Source organism: Bacillus cereus group sp. BfR-BA-01382 (assembly GCF_022663475.1).
GTDB lineage: Bacteria > Bacillota > Bacilli > Bacillales > Bacillaceae_G > Bacillus_A > Bacillus_A thuringiensis_S.
This window is the reverse complement of record NZ_JAKUFQ010000005.1, coordinates 118,119-139,989: the sequence shown is the minus strand read 5'-3', so window position 1 is coordinate 139,989 and position 21,871 is coordinate 118,119. Positions and strand designations below refer to the sequence as shown.

Below are 21,871 nucleotides of genomic sequence, written 5' to 3'. Positions count from 1 at the left end.
TTTAGAATTAATTAATAGATTGCTCAGTTGCTAAATTCACACTTAGCTAATTCTATATACATAAGAATATATGTACTCTAAATATAGTTTATATTTATTGTAGTAGCAGTTTTAGTGAAATTTTAAATATTACTTGCATTTTGGATGAGTTTCAATTAGAAGAAAGGCATTACTTAATAAGAATAATAATTATCAATTAATACGAGAAAAAGCATTTGGTGAGAATTGAGACGTATATAAGAATTAAAACATATAAAAGTAATATGATTAAAGGCGGAATAAATGTTGGTTCATCTATTTTAAAGGTAAAAATTCTGCAAAGTGAAGGGGATTTATGAAAAAAATTTAGGAGGTGTAACCTATGAACGAAGTAAAGAATAATGTATTTGAACAATGTCAGAAGAGTATTGAACAGGCCGGTGCTATTGAATTAGCAGTTAAAGAAATATTTGAGAAAAAAGTCGAATTTGGAATGGGTGTTGGATTACGTTTGTTAGAAGAAGGATGCGATATTCAGCGTCAATCAAAAGAGAAAATATTAGGTTCCGCAATTCGGTTAGTAAAAAATAAGCCAGAAAAGTATCTTGCTACAGTGCAAGAGAACAAAGTTATATCCTATCGCACTTTAACGACAGAAGAATTATTGGCAAAAGATTGGAAGGTTGTAAAAATACCTAAGTAAAAAATATTTTGAAATGCCTGATATAATGCGTTGGCCCCCTTTTGGGTGGAAGATAAAATAACCCAGTATCCTGTTTTATTTGGCTAAGCTTTCAATGCTTTTTTATAATGGTCCCTGTATGATTACAGGGACTATATGTATGTAACAAGGAGTTGTAATCTATTTATGATGAAAAATGCTTATGAAGAGTTATATGGTTCCAAAGGTATTGATACAAATTACGAGAGAGAGAAAATAGAGTATAGACCTAGTATAGGATATACCAAGGAAATGGCGATACAAAACTTACAGCCCCAAGTGAAGGGAATTATAGAACGATCCCGTAAATTTACAGTTTCTCAGAGTTTGTTAGACTATGATGAATTGATTAATGAAGTAAATGTGATTCTTAAAGATATTAAAGAAAGAAATGATAATCAATTAATTAATAAATTAACAGAGAATTTGAAGCAAAGACGAGTTAAAGAAGCAGCCTTATTAGAAAAAGAATATTGTGGTTACAAACAAAAGGGTGACTTAGAATTATACAGCCTCTTATTTAATATAAAAGAATCAATAACTTCCCAAAGGAAATTTATTGATAGTAGATTTAGGGTCCAATTTACCAATGAAAGCGATTTAGAAAAAATTGAGAAGGCAGAATTAAAATCAATAGAGGAATGGGAGTTTTTAGAAGCACAAGTATTAGAAGGATATAGTATTTTAGCAGAAGCCCATGAAGATGATGAAGAACCCATAATGGATGAAAACTTGTTTCCTAATATAAAAGAGTTAAATTATGAAGTTCTGACTAAAATAGAACAAATTAAAAGGAAACAGGAGATGTTCCATATTACATTAGCAGATACATCTTATATTCATAAGAATAGATATTTTATGATTCTCAATGTAATAGAAAAGGCAAAGATACTTGTATATGATTCCAAATCATTAATTGATAAAAACTTAAAGGCTTTTATTTTAAGTATAAAAGAGTTTGGTGATTTAAGTATAGTTAAATCACATTTAGTTCTTAACTTCAATGATATACAAGATCAGCATTTAAGTATAAAGGGAAGAATGATTTCTTTAGATGTTGAAAAAGAAATATTTGCATCAGAAAAACATTATTTGCATCAACAGTTAGAAGTAAAGACTACTGAGCCATTAAAAAATTGGTTGTTCGATCAAGAAGAGCAGATGAGTGGATCTATGGATTTATTTGCTACTTATATGATTAATTCGATTGATAATGTAAAAAAAACCTATGAATCAAATCTAGCAGATATACTAAATTTCTATAAATCAGAATCAGATTTCTATGAGAAACAAACCAACCTTTTAAGAAACAAGGAGGAAATCAGGAGGTTCTACAGGATTTTAGAGGATTTAGAAGGTGTGCAAGAAATTCAAGGACCTTGGATTGAAGAGTATTTAAGGGCGGAAGGATACAGCATTTAAAGAAGCGTGTAATACAATACAATACAATGTATAATAGTTTTGAATCAAATTATTAAGGTTAAATATCTTTAATGTATTGGTCTTTTTATTGATGAAAAATATAAAAAAATATATGTACTCTAGCATCTAAAAAATATCCATATACAAATCTAAACCTTGTATGATTCTTCTCTTTATATACTAAAAGTTAAATAGGCGGGCGATACCATACTCGTCCGCTTATTGTTTTAAGTTAATTCGAAGGAAATAGGTATATTTGAATTAAAAAGTAGGCTCAGTTTCAAATGAAAAACATTTTTTTATTTTGTTAAAAACATATGGAATATTAGCTCATTCTGCGAGAATTGCTTACTTTATGGAGTACAAACAGTTGTTGAGTGTTTGAGCCAGATTTAGTTTTTGAGTAAAGGGAAAGTATCTTAAGAAATAATTAATTATTGGCAAGAAAAAGGTTAAATTGGACTTTTACTTTTCTCAAAGAGGTAAATGAAAATTATATTCTGCTTCTTAAAGAAGAGGCAGAATATAGAGTGTAATGAAAGATGGTTATAAACCAAAGTATCGGAAACAAAAGAATTAAAGAAGGGGGTGAGTAATATATGTTAGAATCACTTTTTTCTGAATACGTTGAGATTACATGTTTAGCAAAGCCATTTCCTGTTGTTGCTCATAAACCTATAAATGATAGATTATTTAAAAATATTACCTTTTTAGAAGATGAATCTGATATTACACTTCGTCTAACACCGATTCACATTGGTCAATTAAAAGTAAATACATTAGTGCAGAAGCAAATGTCACTAGAATCTAGCAATGAAGATGTATATAGAATTAAATCAGTGCTATCTAAAGAGAAAAACGGAGTTAATGAGTCATATTGGGTTAGTCACAAGCAATCAGAGTATGATAATGCCATTTCATTTAACCAATATAGGGCACATGGGGTTTCGGATAAAGGACTAAAAAGTGATTGGGTTTATTCAGATATTAAAGACGAAGATGGGAAAGAAATTATTTATAATATGATCCATGATGTTATAGATTTATTGTTAACCGCTAATGATAATCAGATTGAAACATACATGGAACACATTACAAATGACGCCTTTATAAATATCATAAAAGAAATGCATCCTAACTTATTTAAAACACTTGATGCAAGGGAATTAAAGAAAGTATCAATGAAAGAAATCCTTCACGTTATCGGGAGCAAATCAGGGCATCATATTCAGGAGCAATTTGTTTCTCAATTAGGCGAATCATTTACAGTGATATCGAATTTCCTAACAACTAAGTTTAATGAAGAATTGATGTCTTCTCCGGAAGAGTTTGCCCAACTATTGAAAATCTATAAGATTTTTGATCAGTACCAAAATACAAATAAGGACTTTGTGGAAATGGTTCTTCAGTATTTCTTAATAGATTCTATGGAAAATTTATTTGAAAAGACTGATATTGAAGTAATATTGAAGAACGAGGAAGAAACCGGCATTTATCTGAATGGTGAGTATAAATTGGATATCAAAGGCGAGTTAATAAAAGCAGTAAGCTCTTTATCGCTGGATGACCATTTTGTCTCTAAAGTGCAGGATGCAGTACAATTAATATCAGAGCCAATTATATTTGAAAATATTGTGGCTAAAAAAGATGAAAATGTTGCAAGGTATTTAAGGATGGCGCTGCGTACAGTATACGCTCCGTTAACTGCAATGGACGTTCGACTAATGGAGTTAGATCATGAACTAGATGACCTGCATAAATCAAGCTCTCATAGTAGTTTACTTGAGTTTACGACAATTGATGATAAAGACTATGAAGTTCGCAACTTACTCGTATATGACATTGTATCATCTCTAATTAGAAATGATACAGATTTGCAAAACTTATGCGAAGTGGAAATCTTAGAAAGAATCATTAAGTTATGTGTAGATCATAGATTAAATATGTGGGTAGACTATAGTTTTGAAGAGATCGTAACTGTACTGTTAGGTGTAGGTGAATCTTTTGAGCATGAGTATAACAAGTATATTAAATCTGTTCAAGAGCGTAAAACTGTTCACTCTATTGATTCCTATAAAATTGAATCTACACTTGCTAGTTCATTAAAAGAGGCATTTTCATCAGCCTATAAAGAAATGCTACATATACAACCAACGAGTCATCCATTTATTCAAAAAGAATCTCAGAAAGTAAGCTTAGTAGAAAGTATTCGGACACACTACGAAACTTTTAAAAGCGAAATTAAACAACATATCCAAACAAACATAAATGAAAAAATTACACATCAATCAGATTACTTTAAAAGGCTTATAGAATTATGGCCAATTATTCTTAAAGATATGGCTATTATTAATCATGAAGTGCAAGACTTATATCCCAATGAGCCAGTTCTACTGTTATTAGAAGATACTGCAAATGCTTTAGATATCAATAAGTATTCTGATTACAGGGAAGCAAAGCAGTTTTCAGAAGAAGATACTTATTACAATTTATTTAAGCATTACTTGAGGAATCCTAATAGATATAGGTACTTAGAGAAGTTTGATGCTGAAGTTCAGCATAATCCAAGAGATGTGTTTATCATAGATGGTTCAGACGTTGTTCAATATGCTTTAGGTGAAATGGAAAATGGCTGGAGTTTAGGGTTATTTAAATTGGGCGTAAATACCTTAAAAGGAGAAGTGAGCGAATCATGAGTATGAAAAATATTCAGAAGTTATTAGGGTTACTTCCAGATGGTCCTAAAAAAGAAGCTCTAAAGAGAAAACTGGAAAGTAATTTATCAAAAAAGAGACAACGAGGGGGAGATGGCTTGCGTGATTCATTCGAATTAACACCAAGAGGTCATATAAAAATTGAAGAAATCAATTCAGCTGGTAAGGTAGTTGGAGTGTTAGCGGATCAAAAGAACTTAGTTTTAAATGGTGCAGAGGAAATTCTGTTACGTGCATTTTCAGGGGATCCTACCCGTGTATTATATAAAAATCGTATTCCTAAGGCATCTACAGGAACGACTAATAAGATTTATATTACTGAGTCAAAATTAAAAAAAGCTCCTTTATTTGATGGTAATCAGCTTCTTCATGCGCCTAACTTATTATGGGCAGAAGTAAACGACGAAGATTTCGAAATATCATATGGTTACTATCCTGTAACTCTTTATATAAAAGAAGAGGTGTCTGGTGAATTAGGTAAAAAGGCATTTACTCTTTCAAAAACGCCAACTGCAGATCGTGTTGCACTATCAGCAGAAATCTATTCAGGATATACAAATATGTTCATTGGTATCGGTGAGGGAGAGAACTACAAAGTTCCATTTACTGATAATCGATTAACTTTATCGAAGGGCATTACAGTTTCTAATGAAAAGGCAAAAGCAACGCTTGAAGGCGAATCTATTAAATTTAAGCAAAAGATTAGTAACTTTGTCTTAGAGGTAGAAAAGTCTAGTAAAGGTGCTCAAATCGACATTTTTGTAAATGATGTTTTAAAAGAAACAATTGAGACGTTAAATAGTGAGCTCTCTGAACCTGTTGTTCATGAGTTTAAATATGATGGATTTGATAACACATCAGAAACGGAAATTAAAATCGTTCATTCTGGTGCTGATTCAGGTGTAAGTAACCCAGAGATGAGCATTGCTGCTGTTCGATTTGATGCATTATCAAAAAATATGAACGGATTACTTAAAGAGATTACTAACTTTGAAACTGAGTTTGTAACACCAGCTGCTTATAATACAACACCAATGGGGCCTTTTACTATACAAATTCCGAACCATCCAATAAAAGAAGGAACGGTTAAGGTATCTTATGAAGGTACAGATTTCACGGAAGTAAAAGATCGCAATCAATTAAATGACTTAACATACGTGGTTGACCATATGCGAGGCGTAGTTGAATTTAATCGTGCTTTAACAGGTGTAATGGTTACATATTCTATCACTGGTGAAATTTATGACAGTGAAATGGTTTCTACTATGATTGATGATAATGTACCAAGAGAAGAAACAAAGATTCTCCCTGTTACAAATGAAATACCTTTAGGTGCTACAAATTCTGCAAACCGTAACTTTAAGTTAGCTCAAACGCAAATAAAAGAAGGAACATTACTTGTTAAAAAAAATGGCACGACGTTATCTCAAGGAGATTTCGAAAGTATTGATCTGACTAAAGGTACGTTTATCTTGAATGTTGCACCAGGTTATAATGAAAAAATCATGGTAGATTATTCTTACAGTAAGACAATGATAGTAAAGATTCCATGTAACAAATATAAAACTGAGTATGCTTTCAATAAAGAAACAGTTCGTATCATTGATCAATCAGGAAACACATTAGAATTAGTAGAAGATGTTGCAGACTTTGGTGATGGAAAATATATGTTTGACACTGCTGATAAGAAGTGCATCAATTTATCTAAAAATAGTGCGAACGGTACAGCAATTTCTTATATCGAAATCAACTATCGCTCTGCGGATCGACCTGGGGTTCCAACAAATTATACTCGTGCAATTGTTGAAAAACCGAAGACAGTGAATGAGTATCCTTGGTTTGAATTAGATAAAGGTTCCGTAAGATTCGTAGCTGAATTCCCAGAATTCAAGCCAGCTCATAACATTACAATTCGTGAAATGGGATTATTTGATGGACCTCGTGTTGATGATAAAATCGCCGGATTCCGTGAGTATCCAGTTAAGGCATTCTCTCTTGTACGTGTAGGTGACACAAGAAAAGATGTAAATACAGGTATTCGTATTACATGGACAATTACGCTTCTTAATGAAGGCGGAAAACCATTCATGGGTGGAAAAAACTAATAGAGAGGTGTGGATGTAAACATGACACAAGACAAAGCGATTTTAAAAGCAAAAGGACATGTAAAACTTGAACTTTATAATGATAAAGGCGTTTTTTATAAAAAAGAAAAGAAAAACCTTGTTGTTCAATCTGCAAACGAAGTTGTAGCAAACATGATGGCTGATCCTGCAAAACAGCTGCGTGTAAAACAATCAGATAAGGGGGCTTCTGCTGTTTCTGCAAACAGTAGAGCCTTATACCCATTCGCACTTTCTGTACAGCATGAAGAGATTGTACAGGTTGATATGGATTGGGGTTCAACAAATGCACAAACAGAATTTCAAATAGACTCATTAAAGGATCTAGTTTCTCTAAGTTCCGTTAAGGTAGGGGAGACTGCTCTTGTTATTGATGAGCATATATTTGTTACTGATGAAGTGCTTGGTAAAGTTAAATTTGCGGTTGCACCTACTGAAAAAGCAGTATTCAAGTTTCGAAAAATCAAAAACCCATATATGAAAGTTATATCAGGTACAGAGAAAGTTACTGTTGCTGGTGTTGAATGGCAGCGAGCAAGCGTGGCAAATCATGAAGCTCGTAAATATCAAGTGGATTACTTAACAGGCGAAATTCTATTCCAGACACCTGTAACGAATGTCAAAGTAGACTATGACTATAATATGCGTTATTGCTTAGGATTCATGGCTTTAGGTGGTAAACCGACTGCAAATCATCCTAACTATCAACCTGTTGAATATGGTAACTCAAATAGATTAGATACATTTATGCGAAATGAGTTATCTGGATCTCGTATGCCAGTTTATTATCCAGCAACCATTTCTAACGGCGCTACTGAGATTGAGCCAGCTATCCCAACTCAACCAATTGCTAATGTATCAAAAACAAATACAATTGCGATTACTGATAATGGTGATGGATCTACTAAAAAATTAGTTTATAACCTTCAGAACTTACATGATAGTGGTTCAGGCTTAACAGGACGTAAATTGCTAGAAATTATTTCTGTGCGAAATGTAACAGCAAACACAGATATTAAAGCGAATGTATCAGTGGTTACAAATGAAACTTCTGGAGTATCTATTCGATTTGCTGATAGTGACATAACTATTGGTCACACGGTTCAAGTAGAGTATCGTTTAAAATTAGATAATCGTCATTTAATTTATCAATTAGGACAAGCACCAGTGGTAAAACTTGTAGCTGTTCGTCATATTGATGCAATTGATAGTACAAATGTCCGTGAATATAATATCGTTCAAGATGGATTACGTCCTAGCCAAGGTGATGTTTGGGTTTCAAATCCGAATACTGGGCATATTACATTCAGTTCTGAACCAACAGGTGGTCCAAAAGTACATACACCAGGTCAAATTCAAGTCGAATATATGGTGAATTCAGGCACAACTGTTAAGTTTATTGCGGATTTCCCGAAAGGTACACCAGCCCCATCAATTGAAAAAACGAAAAAAGTAGTTACAGTTGGTGCGGGACAAACATCTATTATCTTAGATGCTGCAATTGCAAAAGAAGAAAATGGTGCTTTCATAGTTCCAGAGGTAATCGTCAATCATTCCGGCACTACAAAAACATTGGAATCTAATGAATATACAATTTCCTTAGACGGAAAAACAATTACTCCAAATAGCATTAGTACAGGTGACATTGTAACGATTAATCATAGCTATGAAAAAACAACTCATGATGTATACCAAGTTGCTATGTTCGATGAGAAAGTTGACGGGAAAATGTTCAATATCTCTGGTATCGGCCCAGTAACAAAAGATAAAAATACAGGAATGCGTATTACTTGGTCTGTAACATTCTAATAAGGGGGATGTAAAATGGCAACAGTACCTTCTTATGCAACTGACTATATGAAGCGAATCGCCTTTTTGGATGGTCAAGTATTACATGATTTTCACTTAAATATGATGCAAAAGAATATTGCAGAAGCAATTAAGTTAAAAACAACACGAGAGAGATATGATATGTATCTCCTCGTGTCTCCTTATGACATGTATTTTTGTGAACCTTTTATAAATAATACTGATCGAGATGAAAATAGTACAGCTGCATTAAATACATTAAGTTTTTCTATCAATTCAGGAGCGTGGGAAAGTTCATTATTAGAGCTTCCACTTCCAACAGAGGAGATCAATCTTGTCTCTAATTTTGAAGATTACCCTAATAAAGGGGCTTACGTTAAATTCTATTTTAGATCATCTAAATCAGCAGATTGGCAAGAAATAAGAATAGATCAGCCTACTTTATTAGAAACACCAAGAAAATATATTCAAGTCAAAGTAGAATGTACTTATACTGGTACCGTACGCCCAAATGTGTATGATTTTGCTTTGATGTGGAGATAAAGGGGGAGTAATAAATGGCTTTTGTTAGACAACACCCTGATTATCCTAAGTTCAGAAAAAAGGTCGGAGTAATGCCCGACTTTTCTGGTTCTAAACTAGCCGATCAAGAACAATTAATAGGAGCACAGGATGGTGTGAATCGAAATTTCCGCTTTGTGCACGTGCCTTTAAGAAATAGTGAAAAGATATATAAAAATGGAATGAGAATGAAAAGGGCTTCAAACGAAGGTAATCTAGATGGTGATTATTACATTAATTATTTTACCGGAGAAATATTATTTTCTTCTAAACAAGTGCCACAGCCTACATGTGTTATTGCTGTTGATTATAAGTATACAAGTGAGTTATAAAGTATGAGTATGATTTATAAAACACTTCCACATCATATGCAAGATGAAGTTCACTTAGATCAAGAAATAGAGATAATATTTATGTTGGATATTAATGTGAATAGTCTTCGGCAAGAAAATATTATATTGATAAATTTAAAGGGAAAAAAGGTAGAACCAGTTACATTTACATATAATCGCAAAGTTTTAAAGGTTAAACCCTTAAATATATTAAATCCTGATAGTCATTATCAACTACAACTCATTGGAAGAGAAAATGGAATTAAGGATATAACTGGTAGAATTATGGCTGAAACATATGAATTAGAATTTTATACAAAAAACATGGTTTCTGTTAAACCGCCTACTATTCTGAAACCCAAAGATCTTTCTATCATTACGAAAAAACCCGAATATCACTTAACAAAGATAGAAGAAGCTCTTTATTATGAATTGCAAATCTCTATGAGCAATACATTCAATAATTTAGTATGGCCGCAAAATAGTGAAAAAGTTTATTTATTAGAAGATGAAACAAGTGTTAAATTAGATATCTCATACAAGCAGGCACAATATTATGTAAGAGCAAGAAGTGTAGATTGTAAAGGGATATGTAGTTCTTGGTCAAAACCAATTAGCTTTTATTTTGATGGAGAAATAGACTCAAATATACAAACCTCAAAGAAAGAAGAATTTAGGGGTATGGATGATAAAGAAGATGTAATATTACAAACTTTTACGAGAGCTGTTAATCAGGAGCAATTAAAAAATTTACAAGAAGCTTTATGGGATTCAGATAACAAATTTTCACCTAAACTGAGTGTGACAGAAGTATTTCCTAAAAATAAGTCTGTCAATAATCCACTAGATTCCTTTCAGAAAGTTATAATTAAATTTTCTGAAGAATTAGACATTAATACTGTTAATACTGCCTCCTGTTACATTTTGGTGGAAAGAACTTAGTAGAAAAATATATTATCAGCTTATAGAGTTAGAAGATACGTTTAAAAGAAGGTGATGATATGGATCATATAGGGGAATTTTCTAAAAAAACAAAGGTTTTTTTAGAATTATTAACTTTAGGGCAGGATAGTAAACATATTGCAGTTGATTTTCCACCAACAGTGAGTATTGAGCGTTTTGATCAATATGGATTAGAAGCCATAGAAAGTGTTAAACTTGAAGCATTGGATAACCACTTCTCGTATAGTGGTGAGTATACCATTCCTGAAATTTTGGAGAGTGGTGAATATGTTTTAACCTATATAGCTACTATTAAGGGCAAAGAATATAAGAGAAAAGAACAATTTACTGTTATATCTGAATGTGCGCCTAGTTTTGAAAATAATAGGGATGTAGTTGTGTTAGATGGGGATAATTATATGTTCAGTTCAGAATTTCAAATACCTACTAGCATTTCTGTTGAGGGAAAAAAAGTAGAAATCATATTTGAAGAAAAAGTAAAATATAATTATACGTATCAAGTGGTCCTAGGTGATGAAATTAAATCAAAATCTGGATTAACTTTAGGGGGAATAAAAACTTTAACTTTTACCTCTAAATATGAGCCGATTTTTGCAACACCTTTAGAAGTGAAAAATATAATTGGAAGTTTATTTAAATATTTTTCTCTAAATGAAGTATATTGTGCATTAAGGGATGCTGGGCAAAAGGCTTTACAATACCTAGGGGAAATACCAGATGCTAACAATAGTCGTTATAGCCCCCCTACAGAGCAGGATGATACATATTTTGCAATAACAAAATATGTGGTACGTGAGGCTGTAAGGCTCTTACTTCAAGGTTTAATGTTTCGAGTTTTAAATAATTCATATAAGCAAGAAGATGAAGGTGGATTAAGTGGTACTATCCAATTGGGGGATTTTATGATTCAAGATAATTTAAACTCTGCCAATGAATCCAGTGATAGTCCAAATGGTATTCAAGAAGAATCTCTTTTTAAAAAGCTGCAAATTATGATTGCGTCTAATCAAAAAGAAATTAAATTTTGGTTAGATGTAATGATGGAGCAAAATAAACAAAATCATAACGAATCTGTTTCAGGCTCATTTGGTGCAGCAACAAGCTTACTAGAAGGGTGAGGGTTTGATGATTGATATTCGTAAAGAGTTTGCGCAAGTTCTTGCTAAATATGGTCATTCAATTATCTATGTAAGAAGAAACCTCCATTTTCGGTGTAAATGTTATATAGAACGAAGTGGTGAAGCTAAATTAAATTGCTCTAGATGTTTTGGAACAGGATATGAAGTGGTGATTGAAAAGAAGTTAGCAAGAAGAAAAGAAGCTTATGATTCTGAAACATTAGTTGAAGTAAATCAATTACAACCATATGGTACATATGCACCTAAGGCTTATACGTATTATTTAGACTATGGATCTAAACCAGAAAAGAATGATCTAATATTAGAAGTTGTTTGGGATGAAAAAGAAATGCCAATCAAGATAAAAGAGAAGTTATTAATTAGTGCTGTTGAACCTAAATTTGGAGTAAAAGGAAGAACAGAATTTTATCAAGTATATAGTCGATATGACTTTAAGGGGGATAGTGATGAATGGGCCCTCACCAAGCGTTGATTTTATACAGCATCCATTAATATACGTAGAAAGACAAGTTGAGATAGGCAAAAGATTAATTATTGTCGCCGAATCAAATAAAGGTCAATATTACGAACCAACACTTGTTTATGGGAAAGAAATGGTTATAGATATATTTGACTCTGGTCCAATTGTCCAATGTTATGAAGATGCCACTTCAATAGATGAGAATTTGAATGTATTTCTTATGAGAATGGAGCCTAATAGGTTTGATATAGTATTTACAGTGTTAGAGACTTTCGATTTTGACCTGCTTTACCTTGATGAAGTACAGTTTGATAAGCATTCCGAGTTAATTGATAATTATATTAGATTTGCAAAAATAAAAGAAGATAAAGGAAACTTGGTTCATTGTATTATGTCTTTATCTCTTCAAAATAAATTTTCTGATATTGAAAAGCATTTCAATAAAATTAATAATCTAACAAAAGAGCTTTCTGGTGATGATTTGGAAGAGAGTGGAAAATACTTATCGTTAGTTATCAATCAAATGGAGTTTAATAAAGCAAGCGCTGTGTATGCTGGAGTATTAGCAGCAATCAATCCAGAAATAAGTCCAATAAATAAAACTATACCTAACGTGAAATTAGAGGCTGAATTTACAAAAGAACAAATTCTTAAATTAAGAGAAGTAGGGATAGTCTGTTTTAAAAATACTTTTAAAAAGGGTATTGTGTGTTCTTCTTCTAGTTGTGCGGTAAGTACTGCTGACAGTGTCCACAAACATATCTCTAATTTTAGAATAGCACAAGAAATTATAAATGAGATAGCTAGAAGTTTAGAAGTATTTATTGGAAAACCTAATATTACATATCAAGCTTCTAACATTGAAGAAATAATTGAGGCGTTATGTTTAAGGAGAATATTAGATAGGAAGATTAGAGATTATGATTATTCTATAAAAATTAGCGAACTATATGGAATTATTGAAGTAAATATTGAAGTAGTTCCGATATTTTCTGTTCATAAGATAACAGGTCATTCAATTGTTCGTATTTATAAATAAAAGGAGAAATGTGTCTTGAGTAATATAGATCCATATTTAGCTATACAACAGGCACAAAGTATGCCTTCTTACATAAAGGAGGAATTAGAAAGTTACGAGAGTAGCCTTCGAAAAAATAATGAAATTCTTCCAGAAGAAGATCCATATATTGATAATCGATTACGTTCAAATAAGCCTATTACTTTTCTAAGTTTTGTGGATGAATTACAGCAGCTTTGGAGCAATGCTGGTCAACCTGGTGAGTTTATACGTCACTCTCCACTGAAAGAGGAAGCTGAGTTTCCTCGTATAACTTATCGAGTCATGAAAAGGGAAGTTAGTAAAGATTTTAAGGATATCAAACCAAGACATAGGGGTACAATTAGGCATCCTTATAGAGATGGTGAATATGTAGAACTCTATGGTCAGATTTTTGATTTAATAGTTGAATTTGTAATCTTTTCTAAAAGTGCAGAAGAAGCAGACGAAATAGTTTTGGATCTAGAGGAATTTATTCAAACTTATACTGGTTTCTTTAAAAGAAATGGAGTTCAAGAAATTCTATTTGATTCACAAGGAACTGATGAAGTGGTTCAAAATCAAGGTATTAACTTGGCTAAAAGACCTATGTATTACAAAATGCGATTTGAAAAAATTACAGTTAAATTTCTTAATGAAATTCAAAAAGTTCAAGTTGTTTCAAAGATTAATAATTCTCTTTAGTTAAGAGATTAATTTAAAAGGAGGAACCCTAATGTCAAACTTTGAACAGTATGAAAACTTACCGGGTGTAAAAGTATCTTATGAAGATGGCAATCTTTATACTGGTAAACAGGTAGAAGACTCAAGAACACAGGCTATTTTAATTATGGGTACTGCTATTGACGGTCCGGTTGGAGAGCCAGTATCAGTTAATCAAATTGGTGGCCCTAAAGCTGCTGAAAAAATGTTTGGTGGTTTACTAGAGAAAAAGACTATAGTTGAAAATGGTGTAGAAAAAACAGTTCGTGTTCCTCATCAGGGCACACTAATACGTGCAATGTGGGAAGCAATACGTGCTGGTAACGAAGATATCCGTTTACTTCGTATCTCTGGTAAAACAGCAATGTCGGAGATCCTTGCTAAGGATGAAAATAGTGAAGTTACAGAGCCGTTAGCTGATATGTTGGGTAATAATTTAATTCCAGGTAATGTTGCTTTTACGAAACGATTAAACATTGAAAAAGATCAACGATTAGTAAAAATTGAAAAAATTGAAGAGTTTGAAGGAACTGATACAGCAGTGGATCCAGTTAAAACATTCCCAGATTCCACTGGCTATCAAAATGTAGATATTACACCTGGATCCGAAACAATTTATTTTACAAAAGATAAGTTTCGTCCTAAAAATACTATTAAGGTTATTTACAAAGCTAAAAAACGTAATTATTCAGAAGTAACACGAAACATGGATGGTAAAACTAATTCATCAACTTTAGGATTATTAACTCAAAATCCTACAATGACAAATTACTTTTCTTCAGAAGTAGGAAATTGGTCAGATGAGCCTATTCATCAAGTAAATGTTTATACAAAAGATGCTGAAGGTAGAGTCAATGCTATTCCAATGGTTAATACATCTGGAGAACGCTTATGGCGTATTGGTAAAGGCGATTCAGCGGTGAAAAACGAGCTTACTGATATCATTACAGCAGAAGAATATAAACAAGGCGGTATTCGTTTTACTGAAGCATATCAACAAGAAGTAGCTAAGGGTATATACCCAGCACTAACGGCGGCTTTATTAGTAGTGGCAGATTACTTCTATTACAACGACTTAGAGATACAAAAATCTGATGAGTATGTAGTACCAGGCGCTGAAAAAGAGTCAGTATTAAAACATACACCAGTAAGTGATTCTCTTGAAGTATATTACGAGTTAAACGGAAAACGTATCACATTAAAGCCAAATGATCATTTTACTGTTATTTATCCAGATGGAAAAGAAAGAATAAAAGTAATGATTAAAGCTGGTGTTGCTCCTGTGGGTGCTAAATTGTTTGCACATTATAAAACAGGTGAAGGTGCTACCCAAGGTGCAAAAATTAGTATTTTAGGTAAACACGGTGGTAAAGTGTACGGTGGTATTCAGGATATTCGTGATTTTGAAAGCCTTTATGGTGTTAAATACACTGTTGAATATGAAGTAAATGAAAATGGTACACTTGATATGGACAATCGTGTAGTGCGCTTTATCAAACCTTCAGATAAAAAATTAACATCAAATGATACTGAAATCCGCTTTAGAACAAAAGAAATGCGTGGTATTCGCACAATTCGTGAGTTTGCGAATTATATTAATAGCTTGCCACAAAATAACATTGTTCGATTGGAAGTTCCTGTGAACACTGGTGATGTAGCGATAACGGGTTTAATGGTTACGGATTACAATGTAAGTCCAATTGATGGACGTTATGATTATCGTCCAATTAACTTAGGTGAAAAATATAACGAAGATGAAGGGAAATATTCGTTATATGTAGATGATAATAAAGCCGAAAATGATGCAGGACGTTTCCAGTGGTTAGGTGGAGATGGTTTTTATGATACTACTAATTTAATGGCTATGAAAGAATTATATGATTCTCTAGGCGGAAAATATGAGTTGGTTCCAGCTACTTTAGATGAATATGATCTAGTAGAACAAGGAATATATAGTAAATTAGAAAACTATTCGGTTGATCTTATTTGGCTATGTGATGCATTTGCTAACACTACAATTGGTGCTATTGCTGATGATGGTTCAACTTATATAGATAATAATCGAAACTTTGCTACTCAATTAGCACAACATTGTGCAATGGTTAGTGCAAAAACATACGAAACAATTGGTGTAATTGGTGTAGCGCCGGCCCCTGAAATGGGATTGCGTGAGGTCCAGCAATACATTGACTTATTAACTAAGGGAATTGGGGTTGACGAAGAATCAGCTCAATACTGGTATTCTCGTGGTATTAATCCTAATTATTTAAATGCTCATTATATGTATAATCTTGCAACAAATGAGCGTATTTTCAATGACGAAGGTGAACCAATTGATATAGGACGTTATGCTAACGTTGTATTCGGTCCTGAAACAGGATTAGCGCATGAAAAGCTTGGCACATATATTGCGAGTGGCGCAGGTATTTACGCCGCTCTAATTTCTCAATTGCGTCCTGAGGTGTCTACAACAAATAAACCAATTGCAGTTTCTGGTTTACGTTACAATTTATCTGAAGCACAGCATAATCAATTGGCTGGTGGACATTACGTTACATTTGAGAATAAAGTGAGCATAAATGGCAACCGTTCTGTCGTTGTAAAAGATGGTGTAACAGCAGCGGGACCAATGAGTGATTATCAACGCTTATCTACAGTACGTATTACACACGCTACAGTGCAAGTAATTCGCAAATTAGCGGATAAATTTATTGGTTTACCAAATGGTGTAGCTCAGCGTAATAGTTTGGCAACAGAAATTCAGGCTGGTTTAGATAAATTAAAAGATTTTGGTGTTTTAACTAACTTTAAATTTTCTATCTTTACTTCAGCTAAAGATCGTGTGTTAGGTAACGCATATATTCAACTTGAATTAGTACCGGCATATGAAACTCGTAAAATCTATACAAGTGTAGCACTACGTGCAAGCTTATAATAAATAATGTGCAAAGAGTGAGTAACTCTTTGCACATATACTAAATAAATTTCACAAGGGGTGAAATACTCATGGCTTTTAATACAGAAGAATATACTCGCACCTTTTCTACGTTCTCAGGTGCTGATATTGCGGCGACATTTAACGGCCGTATAATTGGAGAACTACAAGCAATTTCTTATTCTGTTTCACGTGAAGTTGCTCCAGTCTATACAATGGGCAGCCCAGATGCTCGTTCTTTCTCTCGTGGTAAACGTGGCATTCAAGGATCCTTAGTATTTGTTCAATTTGATCGAGATGCATTACTTGAGGAAATGAAAAAAGAATATAAAGGTGCACCGACTCCAATGCGTTTCCAACAATACATTGCAAACGGAAATGGACAAGGCGCTCGCTCTGGACGAATGGGGATTGAAGATGAGATATTAAGTGGTTTGAAATCAGTTTCTCCAAATGGTGCTAATACATATGGTATTAATACTTGGGATGAACAAATGACTCGTCTAGGATATGCTCGTACAGACGGCGCACAAAATGGTGGATTTAATACCGATAATTTAACCGATTTCTTTGTTCCTGAATATGCCGATCAATTAATGCCGTTCAATGTGACTATTTCAATGGCCAATGAATACGGGCAACGTGCTGGTATGGAGATTTACGGCATTCAGTTATTAAACGAAACATCTGGTTTTTCTGTTGACGATGTAATTACCTCTAAGGCTTATACATTTGTTGCTCGTAAAATTAAAGGTGTACAAGCAAAAGATAATCTACGTCAAGAAGGTGGCGCTTCTGGTAACGTTGCTTCTGGTGATATTCTAGCAACTGGATTTTAATACACAATAGGACAGCATAATTGCTGTCCTATTTTAGAATAAAAGGAGGCATACATGGAATCTATTAATTTACTAATTAAAAATTTAATTCCGTATATTAGAAACCCTAAAGTCATGTCAACTTCTCCTAATGGGGCATACGATTTAATTCAGTGGATGGGTAATACAGGTACTCAATTTAAAGATCCTATTTTATTTGTTAGGATAGCAGTTTCAGAAATTAATCAAAGGTTAGATTCAGAGAGTGCACTAATGGTTTTGAGGAACTTTATCTCACTTGCCATGAAAATATTAAAAGGAAATGAGCAAGATGTTGTAATACGGCTTATTGAATCCACTATTCAAGATATAAGAAGATATCAAGTGAGAATAAAAGAGCTAGACGAAAATTCTCAAAGGAAAAAGAAAGAAACATTAACTGTACCTTATAAAAAAGGGCCAGATGCATATCATAAGAATTTTAATTCTTACACTGGCTCTGATATGGTGTGTAGTATTAATGTTCCAGGAAAAGGACCTGTTATTTTTGGTGAATTATCCAGCTTATCTTACTCGGTGTATAGAGAAAAATATCCTGTTAGGGCATTAGGGCGTGTAAGTATGAAAGGTTTTACCAGAGGAATGCGGACTGTAACTGGAGTACTAGGCTTTACTGTATTTGATGAAAGTATTGTATATAGATGCATGAGGGAGATAAAAGAGGCTGGCTATAGAATGTTGATGGATGAAATGCCGTTATTTGATATTACAACATCAATGGCGAACGAATTTAGTGCTCAATCTTCCTTAAGTATATATGGTGTAAGTACTTATACTGAAGGCATGGTTTTAAGTGTTGATGATATTTTTACACAAAATGTGTATGAATTTTATGCTTTAGATATTGATCCAATACAGCGTACAAATCTGTCTGGTTCAGTGAAATTGCAATCTTTATAGGAGTTGTTAAAAATGGTAACAAATAAAGGATATTTTGGGAAAAGACAATCACTACAAAGTACATTAACACCCCGACAAGATATGTATGCCCGTAATGATACAAGAGTAGAGTATCAAATATTTAACTCTGAATACTTCTCAAATGCAGATGTGAAATTATACTTTGGGGATATATGGGTCGATGAAATTACAAGTATTTCCTTTCAATTATCTGAAGAAGTTTTACCTATATATGGATATAATTCTTATACAATGGATGCAGTAGCACGCGGAAAGAGATTAATACAGGGAGCTTTTTCAATAAACTTTACATCTGTTGGCTACTTGCAACAAGTTGTGCAGAATGCAAATGCTATTTTCCATGCCGTTTCTATTGGGGAAAAAGAAGGGAAAATAAAACCACAGTATTATCAAAATCTAAAGTTAGATCAGATTTTAAAACGATTAGGTAAAAGTTCTTTTGATCAAATTGCTGATGAATATGAAAATGCTATATGGGGTGCTCAGAAGGATAATGGTCATTATATGAGTTATGATGATGCTCCTTATTTTTATAATTCACAATTCGGGTTCGATATAAGAGTTCAATATGGAGCGATATCAGAATCAAGCGGATACATAAGTAATCAATTGTATGAGTCTAATAGATTTAGTAAGCCTAATTTAACAATAGATGTGATTAATGGAGTTCAACTCGCAGGGGTATCAAAATCCATTTCAACAGCTGATCAAGGATCCCCTATACAAGAACAATATTCATTTATTGCTAGAGATTTAAATGGAAGATCTTTAGCAAGTTTTTCACAAGGAAATAATAATGAACATAAGGAGCAATCCGTAGAAACGATTTATCGCTCAATACAATTTGGACAAATTGAATAAAAACAGCTTTTTTTACTTGAATAAAGATATTATAATTGTTGTGTAATGCATTACAATTCAGGAGGGGTAAAGATGAAAATTACTAAAAAAGAGAATAAACTTAAAAAAGATAATAATAACCAATTAGATATGGTAGGTGCGACGAACGTAGTAGATGATGAAAGTTCAATAAATAAAGATTATGTAGGAGAAAAGTTAGTTTTTACTGGTGTAGATGGGATAGAGTATTCTGAAAATGAATGGAATGCCCCCGTAATAAAAAACGGTCCTACACGTTGTGAAGTAGAAGAATGGAAAGAACGATATGGTGGTATTTACTTTACGCCCTTTGAGGGAGAAACATTTATATGGAGAACATTAAAACGACCTGAATATCGAGAAATAATTAGAGATCAAGCATTAACAGCTTTAGATCGTGAAGAGATGTTGACAGAAAAGTGTGTACTATTCCCAAGAAATTTTACAATTGAAAAGATGTTAAAGAGCAAAGCTGGTATTCCAAGTATATTGTCTGAAATGATCATGGATAAATCTGGTTTTGTTGCACAAAGTGAACCAATAAAGCTTTAAGTTATAGCAGGACGATATGTTCTGCTATCTTTGTTATAAGAGGGTGAAAACTTAACATGGATGAAGAATTAAAAGTAAATGATCTTATTGAATGGAAACAACAATTTGGTGATATCTATCAGTTAGATATTTTGGAACAGACGTATATCTTTCGGGCGCTAGGAAGAGAAGAGTATAAAGAGATTATTCTAATGGATTTGGATTTAGGAGAATTCCAAGAAATCATTTGCTCACAAGTAGTTATATATCCGTATGAGTATGATTATTCTACTGGAGTTGCTGGGATTGCTGAGATATTATCAGACATAATATTAGAGGTATCAGGATTACACTTAAATCAAGCAAAAGAATTATTAGATGAATATAGAGAAGAGATGCTAAATTATGATTATCAAGTAGATTGTATGATTCATGAGGCCTTTCCAGAATATCCAATAGAAACAATTGCAGCATGGCCAGTGAGGAAAACAATGTATTATTTATCTAGGGCGGAGTGGATATTACAAAATCTAAAAGGAGTTATACTAGAGTCTGTAAATGAAACAATAGCAAGAGAGATGCAGCGACATAATCAACCAATTGATGAGGAAATGTTACAACAAGAAATCCATAAACAAGAGCAAGTCATTTTTCAACAAAAAAACAATCAAAATGATGAAAAGATATTATTTGAAGATGATATGAGTAGTGAGGAAGGGGTATTGGCTATGCTAGCCCAATCAGGAACAAAGGTAACAACGCCAACAACTGATTTTGAAGAATTACATCCTGAGTTAGGGTGGTTTAAGCATCAAGATGAATTAAAAGGAGAGTTTGATTAATGTTTGAGATTCTTGAAAGAGGAGAGCTTGATACTCATGCAAGAATTACGTTTTGAAGACTATAGGAACAAACAAAGAGAGACAGAGCGATTCTATAGAAGTCCTGAGGAAAGACAAGAGACAAAATTTATTAGAAATTTTGGAATGAGAATTATAGGGACAGCAAATGCGTTCACTGTAAGAGATGGAACAGATGTATTTGGTAAAAACATTCAGTTTCTTAATACAAAAGGGAAAATAATCCATTATCCTGTAGGAAAAAATTCAAATAATCAAAGTCCATTAATTGTAAGAAAAAAAGATGAAATAGCTATCAACAGGATGCGAGGAATACAGGGGAACGAAGATAGTATTCAAGTAATGGATGAACATCATCAATTAGCGAAACAAGAAAGACCAGAACAAATAGAAACCTTAAAAGTATTTTCTAAAAATAAAGAGAGAGTTCATAAGGGGATTTTTGGTGATAGGATAAAAGAGCTAAAATCATTAGAATATTACATGAAAAAATATGGTATTCCTGAATGGGCTTGGGAAGGTCAACGTCCAGGGTATGATTTAAATAATGTAAAAGTAAATAAAGTAGAAGGGGCTAAAGGCAATTTTAAGTTTAGAGAAAGTAATAACGAATTATTTCGTTGGGCCCCAGGTTTACATGAAGATAAAGAGGACTTAAATATTATTTCTAAAGAGGAAAATTCTAGTTTTGAGGGATTTAATATTCTAAAAAAAAATCTTATAAATAATTTACAAGAGACAGGATTAAGAAATATACAAGTTAAAGTTACACCCTCACATGGCACTGAAACATATGTAAACTTCTCTTATCATGAAGATCGAAGAGAAGAAATAGAAAATCACTTGAAGAAATATGCAAATCGTTATGTATAAAAGGATGTGGGT

General features: G+C 32.9%; 19 protein-coding genes. All 19 read left to right on the top strand.

Going from position 1 to position 21,871, the window contains the following annotated elements:
* The first annotated feature begins 361 nt into the window (after positions 1-361).
* The 19 genes from MR160_RS04035 (at position 362) to MR160_RS03945 (ending at position 21,859) form a co-directional block, all read left to right on the top strand.
* Positions 362-682, top strand: a complete 321-nt coding sequence (locus MR160_RS04035) for a hypothetical protein (protein WP_001006592.1) — start codon at positions 362-364, stop codon at positions 680-682.
* A 165-nt stretch (positions 683-847) separates the two neighbouring features.
* Complete coding sequence (locus MR160_RS04030) at positions 848-2,122, top strand: hypothetical protein (RefSeq protein ID WP_242297080.1); 1,275 nt, start codon at positions 848-850, stop codon at positions 2,120-2,122.
* 599 nt (positions 2,123-2,721) lie between these two features.
* The gene (locus tag MR160_RS04025) at positions 2,722-4,818 is read left to right on the top strand and encodes a hypothetical protein (RefSeq protein ID WP_242297079.1); all 2,097 of its coding nucleotides are present in this window, start codon (positions 2,722-2,724) and stop codon (positions 4,816-4,818) included.
* Positions 4,815-6,941 (top strand): hypothetical protein, encoded by a 2,127-nt coding sequence (locus MR160_RS04020; protein ID WP_213746849.1) that lies wholly within the window; start codon positions 4,815-4,817, stop codon positions 6,939-6,941. Before MR160_RS04025 ends, MR160_RS04020 begins: the two co-directional genes overlap by 4 nt.
* A 21-nt stretch (positions 6,942-6,962) precedes the next feature.
* A complete protein-coding gene (locus tag MR160_RS04015; protein WP_242297078.1) occupies positions 6,963-8,768 on the top strand; it encodes a hypothetical protein in 1,806 nt (601 codons plus the stop codon).
* A 15-nt stretch (positions 8,769-8,783) separates the two neighbouring features.
* The gene (locus MR160_RS04010; RefSeq protein ID WP_000246817.1) at positions 8,784-9,311 is read left to right on the top strand and encodes a hypothetical protein; all 528 of its coding nucleotides are present in this window, start codon (positions 8,784-8,786) and stop codon (positions 9,309-9,311) included.
* Between the two features lie 14 nt (positions 9,312-9,325).
* A complete protein-coding gene (locus tag MR160_RS04005; RefSeq protein WP_000896259.1) occupies positions 9,326-9,661 on the top strand; it encodes a hypothetical protein in 336 nt (111 codons plus the stop codon).
* A gap of 3 nt (positions 9,662-9,664) precedes the next feature.
* On the top strand, positions 9,665-10,603 hold the full coding sequence (locus MR160_RS04000; protein WP_242297077.1) for an Ig-like domain-containing domain: 939 nt from the start codon (positions 9,665-9,667) through the stop codon (positions 10,601-10,603).
* Positions 10,604-10,662: 59 nt separating this feature from the next.
* Positions 10,663-11,742 carry an Ig-like domain-containing domain gene (locus MR160_RS03995; RefSeq protein WP_000349588.1) on the top strand — a complete coding sequence of 360 codons (1,080 nt, stop codon included), beginning with the start codon at positions 10,663-10,665 and terminating at the stop codon, positions 11,740-11,742.
* A 7-nt stretch (positions 11,743-11,749) separates the two neighbouring features.
* Positions 11,750-12,235: a hypothetical protein gene (locus MR160_RS03990; RefSeq protein WP_000565547.1), complete on the top strand. Its 486-nt coding sequence runs from the start codon at positions 11,750-11,752 to the stop codon at positions 12,233-12,235.
* Positions 12,210-13,262, top strand: a complete 1,053-nt coding sequence (locus MR160_RS03985; protein WP_001014238.1) for a hypothetical protein — start codon at positions 12,210-12,212, stop codon at positions 13,260-13,262. The genes MR160_RS03990 and MR160_RS03985 overlap by 26 nt, the downstream gene beginning before the upstream one ends.
* A 15-nt stretch (positions 13,263-13,277) precedes the next feature.
* Positions 13,278-13,964: a hypothetical protein gene (locus MR160_RS03980; RefSeq protein WP_000065118.1), complete on the top strand. Its 687-nt coding sequence runs from the start codon at positions 13,278-13,280 to the stop codon at positions 13,962-13,964.
* A gap of 31 nt (positions 13,965-13,995) precedes the next feature.
* Complete coding sequence (locus MR160_RS03975) at positions 13,996-16,917, top strand: hypothetical protein (protein ID WP_000064433.1); 2,922 nt, start codon at positions 13,996-13,998, stop codon at positions 16,915-16,917.
* Positions 16,918-16,988: 71 nt separating this feature from the next.
* Entirely contained in the window at positions 16,989-17,756 is a 768-nt protein-coding gene (locus tag MR160_RS03970; RefSeq protein WP_000885294.1) for a hypothetical protein, read from the top strand.
* A gap of 54 nt (positions 17,757-17,810) precedes the next feature.
* Positions 17,811-18,695, top strand: a complete 885-nt coding sequence (locus MR160_RS03965) for a hypothetical protein (protein WP_000443935.1) — start codon at positions 17,811-17,813, stop codon at positions 18,693-18,695.
* Between the two features lie 12 nt (positions 18,696-18,707).
* Positions 18,708-19,577, top strand: a complete 870-nt coding sequence (locus MR160_RS03960) for a hypothetical protein (protein ID WP_000258403.1) — start codon at positions 18,708-18,710, stop codon at positions 19,575-19,577.
* A 72-nt stretch (positions 19,578-19,649) separates the two neighbouring features.
* Positions 19,650-20,147, top strand: a complete 498-nt coding sequence (locus MR160_RS03955) for a hypothetical protein (RefSeq protein ID WP_058839268.1) — start codon at positions 19,650-19,652, stop codon at positions 20,145-20,147.
* A gap of 56 nt (positions 20,148-20,203) precedes the next feature.
* Positions 20,204-20,968: a hypothetical protein gene (locus MR160_RS03950; RefSeq protein ID WP_242297076.1), complete on the top strand. Its 765-nt coding sequence runs from the start codon at positions 20,204-20,206 to the stop codon at positions 20,966-20,968.
* Between the two features lie 36 nt (positions 20,969-21,004).
* Complete coding sequence (locus MR160_RS03945) at positions 21,005-21,859, top strand: hypothetical protein (RefSeq protein WP_242297075.1); 855 nt, start codon at positions 21,005-21,007, stop codon at positions 21,857-21,859.
* The last annotated feature ends 12 nt before the right edge of the window (positions 21,860-21,871 follow it).

What these genes read in the sequence shown, in the direction of transcription:
- MR160_RS04035 (WP_001006592.1), top strand. Translation starts at nt 362, where the DNA reads ATGAACGAAGTAAAGAATAATGTATTTGAACAATGTCAGAAGAGTATT.
- MR160_RS04030 (WP_242297080.1), top strand. Translation starts at nt 848, where the DNA reads ATGATGAAAAATGCTTATGAAGAGTTATATGGTTCCAAAGGTATTGAT.
- MR160_RS04025 (WP_242297079.1), top strand. Translation starts at nt 2,722, where the DNA reads ATGTTAGAATCACTTTTTTCTGAATACGTTGAGATTACATGTTTAGCA.
- MR160_RS04020 (WP_213746849.1), top strand. Translation starts at nt 4,815, where the DNA reads ATGAGTATGAAAAATATTCAGAAGTTATTAGGGTTACTTCCAGATGGT.
- MR160_RS04015 (WP_242297078.1), top strand. Translation starts at nt 6,963, where the DNA reads ATGACACAAGACAAAGCGATTTTAAAAGCAAAAGGACATGTAAAACTT.
- MR160_RS04010 (WP_000246817.1), top strand. Translation starts at nt 8,784, where the DNA reads ATGGCAACAGTACCTTCTTATGCAACTGACTATATGAAGCGAATCGCC.
- MR160_RS04005 (WP_000896259.1), top strand. Translation starts at nt 9,326, where the DNA reads ATGGCTTTTGTTAGACAACACCCTGATTATCCTAAGTTCAGAAAAAAG.
- MR160_RS04000 (WP_242297077.1), top strand. Translation starts at nt 9,665, where the DNA reads ATGAGTATGATTTATAAAACACTTCCACATCATATGCAAGATGAAGTT.
- MR160_RS03995 (WP_000349588.1), top strand. Translation starts at nt 10,663, where the DNA reads ATGGATCATATAGGGGAATTTTCTAAAAAAACAAAGGTTTTTTTAGAA.
- MR160_RS03990 (WP_000565547.1), top strand. Translation starts at nt 11,750, where the DNA reads ATGATTGATATTCGTAAAGAGTTTGCGCAAGTTCTTGCTAAATATGGT.
- MR160_RS03985 (WP_001014238.1), top strand. Translation starts at nt 12,210, where the DNA reads ATGAATGGGCCCTCACCAAGCGTTGATTTTATACAGCATCCATTAATA.
- MR160_RS03975 (WP_000064433.1), top strand. Translation starts at nt 13,996, where the DNA reads ATGTCAAACTTTGAACAGTATGAAAACTTACCGGGTGTAAAAGTATCT.
- MR160_RS03970 (WP_000885294.1), top strand. Translation starts at nt 16,989, where the DNA reads ATGGCTTTTAATACAGAAGAATATACTCGCACCTTTTCTACGTTCTCA.
- MR160_RS03965 (WP_000443935.1), top strand. Translation starts at nt 17,811, where the DNA reads ATGGAATCTATTAATTTACTAATTAAAAATTTAATTCCGTATATTAGA.
- MR160_RS03960 (WP_000258403.1), top strand. Translation starts at nt 18,708, where the DNA reads ATGGTAACAAATAAAGGATATTTTGGGAAAAGACAATCACTACAAAGT.
- MR160_RS03955 (WP_058839268.1), top strand. Translation starts at nt 19,650, where the DNA reads ATGAAAATTACTAAAAAAGAGAATAAACTTAAAAAAGATAATAATAAC.
- MR160_RS03950 (WP_242297076.1), top strand. Translation starts at nt 20,204, where the DNA reads ATGGATGAAGAATTAAAAGTAAATGATCTTATTGAATGGAAACAACAA.
- MR160_RS03945 (WP_242297075.1), top strand. Translation starts at nt 21,005, where the DNA reads ATGCAAGAATTACGTTTTGAAGACTATAGGAACAAACAAAGAGAGACA.